The sequence below is a fragment of the uncultured Campylobacter sp. genome (assembly GCF_937949835.1).
Taxonomy (GTDB): domain Bacteria; phylum Campylobacterota; class Campylobacteria; order Campylobacterales; family Campylobacteraceae; genus Campylobacter_B.
Genome location: NZ_CALEDC010000314.1, coordinates 1 through 9,278 on the forward strand (window position 1 = coordinate 1; position 9,278 = coordinate 9,278).

9 protein-coding genes are annotated in these 9,278 nt (G+C 39.5%); 2 read left to right on the plus strand and 7 right to left on the minus strand.

Features of this window, described 5'->3' with window-relative positions:
* Together Q0256_RS07190 and Q0256_RS07195 are read left to right on the plus strand one after the other, a co-directional pair.
* On the plus strand, positions 1-1,161 hold a 1,161-nt coding region (locus Q0256_RS07190), incomplete at its 5' end, for a selenocysteine-specific translation elongation factor (RefSeq protein WP_297961668.1).
* A gap of 51 nt (positions 1,162-1,212) precedes the next feature.
* Positions 1,213-1,926, plus strand: a complete 714-nt coding sequence (locus Q0256_RS07195; RefSeq protein WP_005871095.1) for a hypothetical protein — start codon at positions 1,213-1,215, stop codon at positions 1,924-1,926.
* Between the two features lie 491 nt (positions 1,927-2,417).
* Here Q0256_RS07195 and Q0256_RS07200 read toward each other — a convergent pair whose 3' ends face one another.
* From Q0256_RS07200 to Q0256_RS07230, 7 genes are all read right to left on the minus strand, one after another.
* Positions 2,418-4,421 (minus strand): autotransporter domain-containing protein, encoded by a 2,004-nt coding sequence (locus Q0256_RS07200; protein WP_297961671.1) that lies wholly within the window; start codon positions 4,419-4,421, stop codon positions 2,418-2,420.
* Positions 4,422-4,549: 128 nt separating this feature from the next.
* The gene (gene rplT, locus Q0256_RS07205) at positions 4,550-4,906 is read right to left on the minus strand and encodes a 50S ribosomal protein L20 (protein ID WP_297961674.1); all 357 of its coding nucleotides are present in this window, start codon (positions 4,904-4,906) and stop codon (positions 4,550-4,552) included.
* A 98-nt stretch (positions 4,907-5,004) separates the two neighbouring features.
* Positions 5,005-5,196 carry a 50S ribosomal protein L35 gene (rpmI, locus tag Q0256_RS07210; protein WP_005871089.1) on the minus strand — a complete coding sequence of 64 codons (192 nt, stop codon included), beginning with the start codon at positions 5,194-5,196 and terminating at the stop codon, positions 5,005-5,007.
* 1,504 nt (positions 5,197-6,700) lie between these two features.
* Positions 6,701-7,669 (minus strand): glycosyltransferase family 2 protein, encoded by a 969-nt coding sequence (locus Q0256_RS07215; protein WP_367271948.1) that lies wholly within the window; start codon positions 7,667-7,669, stop codon positions 6,701-6,703.
* Positions 7,666-8,598, minus strand: a complete 933-nt coding sequence (locus Q0256_RS07220) for a glycosyltransferase family 2 protein (RefSeq protein WP_297961677.1) — start codon at positions 8,596-8,598, stop codon at positions 7,666-7,668. Before Q0256_RS07220 ends, Q0256_RS07215 begins: the two co-directional genes overlap by 4 nt.
* Before the next feature lies 1 nt (position 8,599).
* The gene (locus Q0256_RS07225; RefSeq protein WP_297961680.1) at positions 8,600-8,962 is read right to left on the minus strand and encodes a GtrA family protein; all 363 of its coding nucleotides are present in this window, start codon (positions 8,960-8,962) and stop codon (positions 8,600-8,602) included.
* Between the two features lies 1 nt (position 8,963).
* The coding region (locus tag Q0256_RS07230) for a hypothetical protein (protein WP_297961683.1) at positions 8,964-9,278 on the minus strand (315 nt) is incomplete at its 5' end.

Genomic DNA, 9,278 nt, shown 5'->3' on the forward strand with positions numbered 1-9,278 from the left:
GTCAAAAGCGTGCAGATCCACGATGAGGATACGCCGCTTGCACAGGCTCCAAACCGCGTCGCGCTGAGTTTAGATGCCAAAACGAGCGAGCTTGAGAAGGGGCAAATCCTAAGCAAAAAGGGCTTTTTCCGCGGCTTTAATGAAGCCGACTGCACCTTTAGTGGCGAAATTTCACACAACCAAGACGTGCTGTTTTGCGTCGGAAGTAAGCAAAGCGCGGCAAAAGCGCTCATTTTAAAAGAACTTCCTAGCGGCGAGAAGCTCGTGAGCTTTAAATTTGACAAAACGATGTTTTTGAAATTTGACGAACCATTCGTCTGCTTGTCAAACTCGCGCGTAATCGGCGGCGGACGCGTGCTAAACGCCGTAGTTGAGCCGCTAAAAAAGCAGAGCAAAGCCGTGCTTCTAACCGCGCTTTTGAAGCGAAATTTCACCGAAGCGTTTAAAATTTTAAGCCTCTTTCACAAGCATGGATTCGGGCTATTTTCGGCGTATCAGCGCTTCGGAATGGAGTATGACGAAGCGGTAAAAATCGCGCGCGGCATAGAAGGGACGTATTTTGACGAAGCAAATCTATGCGTTTACGATCTAAGCGCGATCGAGGATGTAAAAAGCCTCATAAAATTTATCGTCTCAAAAAACGACTACGCGATCTTTTCGCCCGCCTCGATCGCCCTAAAGCTCTCGTGGGCCAGTGAGGAGCTCGCCGCGCGCGCGCTTAGCGAGCTTGAGCGAGGCGGCATCGTCTCCAAAAAGGGCGGAGTTTACGTAAAATCGGGGGTGGATTTTGATGCGCTTAAGCAGAGCCTGGAGAGTAAAATTTTTGATCTCATCAAAAAGGGCGGCATCGCGCCGCTTGCACCGTATAACATTTACGACGAGCTGGAGATTGATCGCGAAAGCGGCGATGACGCGCTAAAAAAGCTAACATACGCCAAAAAGGTCGTCCGTCTCGCGCACAATCTTTTCGTCGAGGCCGAAAATTTAGCCCTGGCGATCAAGCGCCTTTACGCAATCATCGAAAAAGAGGGCTTCGTAAATGTCACGAACGCCAAAGAGGAGCTGGGACTTAGCAGAAAATTCGTCATCTGCTACCTCGAATACCTTGACAAGATGGGAAATATCGTGACGATCGACAATAAACGCTATTTGAAAAAGTAAAAATTTAAAATTTTGCACTACAATGCGCGGAATTTTTTGCAAAGGAAAAAAATGAAAAAAGCTATTTTAACTTCAGTTGCTCTCGCAGCGAGCCTAAACGCGGCTTTAAGCGACAGCGAAATTCTATCCATCTACGGCGGCGCGCCACAAGGCATCGAAATAAAGGTCGCCGAGCGCATCCCACTTAGCGAGCCAAAGGGCGTTGAAGCGGTCGTTTTAAAAATCTCTCAAGGCAATATGTCGCAAGAGGAGATCATCTTCACCCAAGGCGATCTGATCTTTACCGATATCATCGATCCTAAAAAACGCGTAGTCTATAAGGAGCAGATCAAACAAGACCGCATCGCAGGACAGCTAAGTAAGGTCTTCAAAGCAGAGAGCAAAGACAATATCATCAAGCTAGGAAACGATCCCAAAAAGCCTACGATTTTGATGCTAACAGACGCTTTGTGCCCATTCTGCCGCAAAGAGATGGCAAGGATCGAAGAAACTCTAAAAAATAACAATGTCGATATCGTCATGACCTCCGTTCACGGCGATGACGGCCACGCAAAATCCGCGCTCATCTACAAAGAGATCAAAAATGCTAAAACCGACGAGCAAAAGATAGCGGTTTTTAGAAAATACTACGCTGAAGATAACAAAGCAGGCGCCAAAGACGTAAGCGCTGCCGAGCTAAACGCTGCAAAAGCCCTAGCTGCCAAATACTTCGGTGCGGGAGTAAACTCAGTGCCTTACATCATCGAACTAGACAAGCTAAAATAATCTCTTTTAAATTTTGCGGAGCGATCCGCAAAATTTCGCTTCTTTTACCCAGTTTCGGTAGTTTCCAATCAATCTAAATTTTACCTCGAAAATTTGAATGCTCCCTTGGAGTTCTTACAATTCCGCTACTTTTAAAAAATGCTCAAGTTACGCTGCGCATAGAATTTTAAAATCCCTTGCGGATGAAACGCGATCCGCAAAGTTTTAAACGGGCAAAATTTAGAATTTTAAAAAATCCTCAGCGTCCGCGCAAAATTCTGCGGCAGCGATTCTATCTCGTCGCTTCGCATCCAAAACGGCGCGAAAATGGTCTTACATGGAATTTCAAAGTATAAATTATGCGAGTAAAAATTTTAAGGCCGAAATTTTAAAATTTCGCAGCAAAGCTCGGGTAAAATTTAGCCGCAAATTTCATAAAATTTTTATTTTGCGGCAAAGAGGAATCTGTAATCGTGCTTCAAGCTGCCTATCTTGGACTACTCCGATTAAAATCAAAACTCCACGTCAAAAGCGGCTCTAGCGAGGCTATTTTTGCTCTCGCTTAGCTCGTACGATGCGCTGAGTCCGACGCTTTGAAGGATCTTATATTTCAGCCCGATTGCGCCGTTAAATACGCCGCTAGAATAATCAAGCCCCTCGACGTCGTATCTGTCCGAATACTTTCTGCTTGCATGATACGAATCGCCGCTAAATCGATGCTCGTACTCCGCATTTGCAAATATCTGCAGATCGCCGAAAGCCTTGATCGCGTAAATTCCCGCGGTGCCGTTCGGCGCGGTTTTTGAAGCGGAGCTAAATTTAAGCCTAGAGATCGCATCCTCGTTCACCATAATCGCTCCAAGCCCCAAATATGGCTTAATGTAGCCGTTTTCAAATAAGAATTTATACCCTGCTCTCGTGCTGAAATCCCAAATTTGCGACTTGTATTTCGCGCCGTGGATAGCGCCGAATCCGTTGTTGGTTTCAAATTTATGATCGTTTGTCGAATAGGTTAAATTTACCGCCAGATCCACGTTCTCGCTAAAATCGTATCTGCCCGCCAGACCGAGTTCGTAGGATTTGATGTTTTCTTTGACACCGTCGAATTTACCCTCGTACCAAGCGTCCGATTTTTGATACCCAAAGATCACGCCCAGCGTAAGATCATCCACTCTCTTGGAGGCTCCGAGTAAAATTCCGTCGCTCTTGTGATCGTATTTGACGCCGCCCGAGCGGTCTTTGTAATCTCCGCCGTAGTTTCCGATCGCGCTTACGTTTACGTTAAACTCCTGCCCGTCGGTGTCGGTTAAATTTTTATAAGCGGAATTTCTTGCAAGCTTGGTAAGATCCAGATCGACCTTCGAGCGCGGCATCTCGATGCCTATGCGGTTGCCGCCTCTTGCGACCTGCGAAAACAGGCTGCCGTTTTTAGGCGTGAAGTTATTGATCGCCAGCATCAGCGCTTCAAAATAGGTAGGCAGATCGTCGTATCCTCCAGGATAGCGGTTCGTATCGGAAGTGATGAATAAATTCGCCGCATTGCGCTCGCGCGACAGCCTTATAATCTCGTCATATTGCTCGGGCGAGGCGTTATAGATGACGTGTAAGATTTTAGCGGAATTTGCGGGGTCTTTTTCAAATTCCGAGGTTCTGGCGCGATAGCGGTTGATATACTCGTCTGCGCTTACTTCTTGCAGCATCCAGACGTCCGCGTAAGGGGCTATGGCATCGCGTACCCCCCAGCCGTTATTCGCCAAAACGAGCATCTCCGGATATTTGGATTTAATGTAATTATAAATGCTAGCCATATAAGCGATATTGGAAGGGTTATCCTCGGTATTGACCTCGTCGATGAAGTATCCCGCGATGTTTTCTCTGCCGTAGAAATTTACAAAATTATCGATATCGGCATATACTAGGCTTAAATTTCTACTTGAACCAATGGCAGTAGGGCGACCGTCAGGACCGATAGGACCGGTAGTGCCCGTATAAGTATAGGCGAGATTTTTGATACCCGCAGCTTTATTGCGCTGCATTTGAGCCAAATCCTCGTCTCTTCGCACCAAATATTGTGAGTGAGAATCTCCTCCTGGGCGCTTTTCGTAAGAGCCGAAAGCCACATAAGGAACCAGCGCGCCGCCTATATTGGTAATGCCGTTCCAAAACTCGGCATTTACGCCGCTATTGCCCGTCCAGCGAAATGCAGGCATCATAACGCGTTGATTATTAAGCCTGCCCGAATATGAGCCCTTTTTAGCAAAGCCTCTTGCGTACTCGAGCTTGATACGAAATGAGTTTTCATACTCGTCGCTCGCGGAGCTATCGCTAGCTGCGTCGTGCCTGCTTAATTTCGCGCCCAAGCTATCCGCAGCGCTCATTACATCGGAACGGGAAGTGTTGTTGGAAGGTGATTTTTGCGCGTTTGCATAGCTCCAGGAATTCTGCTCGCTCGCATAGCCGAACCCTGCTGCACCGACAAGCGCAAGAGATACGATTTTTTTCAAAGACTTTAGCATTCTGCACCGCCTCAAATAAAATTACCCAAATTCTTAAATTTCGACAAATTTGCGGACGCGCTTTTAAAATTAAAAGCTTTGTCGAAATTTAAGAATTTGGCCGCCTTAAGACGGCCAAATTTTAAAGCTTATTTTAATGCCGCTTTTGCCTTCTTTGCGACGGTTGCGAAAGCTTCGGCGTCGTTCATAGCCATATTTGCTAAAATTTTTCTATCAAGCTCGATGCCCGCTTTTTTCAGTCCGTTTATAAATTTAGAATAGCTGATGTCGTTTAGCCTGCAAGCTGCATTGATGCGCACTATCCAAAGTCTGCGGAAATCGCGTTTTTTCGCGCGTCTGTCACGGAAGGCGTAAACGAGGCTTCTCTCTAGCTGCTCTTTAGCCTTTCTGAAATGTTTGCGTCTTGCGCTATAAAATCCGCGCGCAAGCTTTAGCACCTTGTTGTGACGGCGGCGTCTAACGATGCCCGTTTTTACTCTTGCCATATTAATCCTTTCTTAATCGGCGTCCCTTTGGGGATCTTGCCCTAAAATCCATAAATTTAGGGGAGTTTGAATGACTTTCGTCAAAAACTAACTTTGCACTATTTGCAAAGCATTTTTTTAACCGCAGATACGTTCGTAGAATCGACGTATTGGGCCTCGCGCAAATTCCTCTTGCGTTTTTGAGACATCTTCGTCAAAATATGGCTGCGAAACGCCGAGCCTCTTTTGATCTTGTTTTTGCCCGCTTTAAAACGCTTGACGGCACCGCGCACGCTTTTCATCTTTGGCATGGTCGTCCTTTTTTTAAAGTGAACGGGAAGTATATAATAAAGTTTCTTTGAAAAATTTGAATTTTAGCAAAATTTATGAAAATACAAAATGCTACATCGAGATTGATATAATTATTACTCATAGCAATATTTTCAGATTTATATCGTTTTTATAAATTTAAGCAATTGGATAAAATTTTCCCTTTTTAATACAATTAAAACTATAAAACTTACTATTATTAAGCAAAACGCGTAGACGCCAAGCAATATATGAGATATAGCAATAAAGCAAACACCACAAAAAATTCTACACCAATATTACAAAAATTTACACTTTTTATAAATTTTTTCAGACCATAACTCAATGCGATATATTTGGCAAAAAGAGATAAAAACAGGCAAAACATTATGATAAATATATCATTGCAAAAATATACAATAAATCCAATAAATACTGAAAATATAATCAAAGAAATTAAATTTATACGAAGCATTTGTCCTTCTTTGCGTAATGCCTTAAAATATGAATTAGTAAGAAGGAGCGTCTTACCTTCGCATAGCAATATCGTAAAAATTATCGGCATATAATTTAAAACATTCGCATATTTAGGTAGCCAAGCGCCCAGTAGAATTTCTACAGGATATGCAAATAGAAATAAAAATACAAATATGATTGATAGTCCATCATCTAAAATTTTAAAAATTTCGTTTTGTTCGCAAGCTTTTTTAGTTCGTAATATCGGGAATAAGATTGCCGAGAATGCATTGATGAAAAATAGGGTAAAATTTAGTAGCGATAATATATGAAATTTTACCAAATAAAACGATGCTAAATTTCCATGCAATCATAGATCTTGCAATAAATATCAAAAATATATTGCAAAGCGCAGAGATTGTTAATTTTATACCTATTCGCATATTTTTATATATATAAAATAAGCTATCTGTAAAAGAAGCCATTTTTACTTTAAAAATATCCCTACATAAAAAACAAATATAAACAAGCGATATAAATCTGGCAAAAATAAATGGAAATATTAAAAATTTAGCTTTATCGAAATCCACGAAATAAACTGCTGCTATAGATGATAAGACAAAAATTCTTTCTATAAACAAAACGAGTATTGACTTTTTTATCTCATTTACACTTTGCAAAAGATTATATAGAAATGATCTTGGTACTGTGATAGCGCCCGAAATAGCAATATATAAAAATAACCTTTTATCAAACGAAAACGCACAAACTGCAAAAAATATAATTAGGCATTCTAGAATATATAAAATCTCCATCGTACAAATTTGAGATTTTAGAGTTCTTTTAGAAATAAATTCATATCGCCTACCGCCGTATCTTAGATATATACCATCAGATAGTCCAAAATGTAAAAATTCTACGTAATTGGCAAAAAATATAAATAATTGATAGTATCCAAAGCCTTCTAAAGATAAAAGCTTCGGTAGAACTAAGATCGATACTACGGATACAAACGCAAAAAATATCTGCGCTAGCGCCATATATGAAATTTTAGATAGCAAATTCCGTCCTAAATCGTCTTTTGCATAAATTAGGCCTAGCTTTTTTTGGCATACACATCACGCCAACCGTGAATATCCAAAAAGAAGGGAATTTCTTATAAATTTTATATAAATTGCGAAAGCAGTTTTCGTTCCTAACTGCAGAAAGACCGTTTCGTATCCTAATTATATTGGCGGGATAATAATATATTAAAAGCCTTTTTCTAAAAATTTCAAGTACGAAATCTGCGTCAAAATTCTTTTCAATAGCGCTTAGGGTATCATTTAAATTTATACCAGATACCTCCGAAAAATTATATCTTCCACTATTAAACTGCCCTGCTGCATAAATTTTATCAAACACCACGACTTGCTTATCAGGCAAAATTGCGCAGGCGATATTCCAATAAAGCTGCACGAGATTGTTATTTGCTATTGCGTCCAAATCGATTCTATCAAATAAACTTTTATTTACTATATTAGAAGTTATAAAAGTTAAATTAGTATGGGCTTCTTTTATAAACTCCGCTTTATCATCATCATAAATTTTAAAATTACTAAATTCTTTAAATTCTGCTGGCTTAATTTCGTCTATGAAATTTTGTGCCTTTAAATGAATAATACCGAATTTCGAAGAAGAATCTAGTATCCGCATTAAATATTTAATCGTATTATCAAATACTAAATCATCATCGCTGAATATCCATATATATTTTCCGCGCGACAAAGAAATCGCTTTTTTGAAATTATTATCTGGACCAGTATTTTCACTATTTTTTATATATTTTACAAGTCCGAAATCAATATATTTTTTTGCAATATCCGAAGTTTTATCACTGGAAGCATTATCTAAAATTAAAATTTCAATATCTCTTCGCTCGATTTTATACACGCTTTTACATAGACTATTTAGACTTTTATCTAAGAATTTTGCTCTATTATAAGTCGGTACTGCAATGCTTAAAAAAAATATCCTCAGTCAAAATTTATTCTTTCTTTTTCAAATACCAATGGGCGATTTAACACTTGTGTATAAATTGCACCGATATATTCGCCTATTATACCGATAAAAAACAAAATTCCAGATGAAACGAATGAAAAAAGTATGATAAGAGGCGCGATGCCCACGCTCATCTCGTCCCAATAAATTAGCTTAAGTATAAAATACACAAGTCCTACTATTATACTCAAAATGCCCGTTATCATACCTATAAAGGTTGCGAGCCGAAGTGGTACTTTGGAATTGCAGATTATACCGAGTATCCCCATATCATAAAGCGTGTAGAAGTTATTTTTGGTAACTCCTTTAATTCTTACCGGTTGATCGTAGGGGATCTTAGCTACCTTATAACCGGCTTCCGCGAGCATTCCTCGAAAAAACGGATACGGATCATGCATCTGTCTAAGAGCCGCGATGACCTTTTTATCAAAAAGTCCAAAGCCGGTAAAATTCTTAAAAATTTCGATCTCAGATAGTTTTGATAAGAGCTCGTAATAACACTCTCTGATTTTAAACATCACGCCGCGCTCCTCGCTATCTCGCTTAATAGCCAAAACCAAGTCGTTGCCCTCTTGCCATTTTTCTATAAACTGCGCAATCATCTCGGGCGGATCTTGCAAATCGGCTACGATAGAGATAACAGCATCTCCGTCTGCGCCCAAAAGCGCATAGGTTGGCGATTTGATATGCCCGAAGTTTCTGGAATTTACGATGATCTTTAAATTTTTATCATCCTTTGCTAGACATTTTAAAATTTCAACCGTCCTATCGGTCGAAGCATTATCAATAAATATATGCTCGTAGGCATATTTGGGAAATCCGCTCATAACCTTTTTTGCGCGCGAATATACCTCCTCTACATTCTCCTCCTCGTTAAAGCAGGCAGTAACTATACTGATCTTTTTCATATCATCTCCTAAAGACGAAAAATTTATTTAATAAAAATGATACCGCAGCTAGCGGGATCAAAAGCACAAAACCGCTTATATACATATTATCAAATCCAAGCCACTTGAAAAGCCATAGAAAAAATATATTTAAAAAATAAGTAATGATGTAAACTAGCATAAATCTAAATATCAGACCGTTATCACTTCTACCGAATACCAGCTTGCCCATAGTTTTAAAGTTAAACAATACGCCTAGTATCGTAGAAAACAATACGGCAAGAGGATAATATAGACCCAAATAGATAAAAAGGGCGAATAGCCCATACCCAAAGGTAGTATTTAGGATACCGACGAGAATAAATTTTATAATTTGAGCATTCAAGTTATTCTTCTTTAACCAAGGAAGCGTCAATTATCTTTTTATATTCGATTTTTCTTAAAGATCTCGATATGATGAAATTCAAAGTAATACAAAATAAAGAACCTAAAAAATAATAAATTACAGATTGATATGGCTCTATAGAATATTTAGATTTTATAGTCATAATTACCCAGCCTACATAGAAGTGATTTAAAAAGATATTGAGGCTTAGTAGCCCTAAGTTGTTAAAAATTTTTTTTTGAAATAATACAGCCAATAATGATTTCTTGCTAAAAGAGAAGCTAAGAGATATAGATAAAAATAATACTATAATAAA

Bases quoted from the DNA above. Each gene is read 5' to 3' on its own strand.
- Q0256_RS07195 (WP_005871095.1), top strand. From the start codon at position 1,213: ATGAAAAAAGCTATTTTAACTTCAGTTGCTCTCGCAGCGAGCCTAAAC.
- Q0256_RS07200 (WP_297961671.1), bottom strand. From the start codon at position 4,421: ATGCTAAAGTCTTTGAAAAAAATCGTATCTCTTGCGCTTGTCGGTGCA.
- rplT (WP_297961674.1), bottom strand. From the start codon at position 4,906: ATGGCAAGAGTAAAAACGGGCATCGTTAGACGCCGCCGTCACAACAAG.
- rpmI (WP_005871089.1), bottom strand. From the start codon at position 5,196: ATGCCAAAGATGAAAAGCGTGCGCGGTGCCGTCAAGCGTTTTAAAGCG.
- Q0256_RS07220 (WP_297961677.1), bottom strand. From the start codon at position 8,598: ATGAAAAAGATCAGTATAGTTACTGCCTGCTTTAACGAGGAGGAGAAT.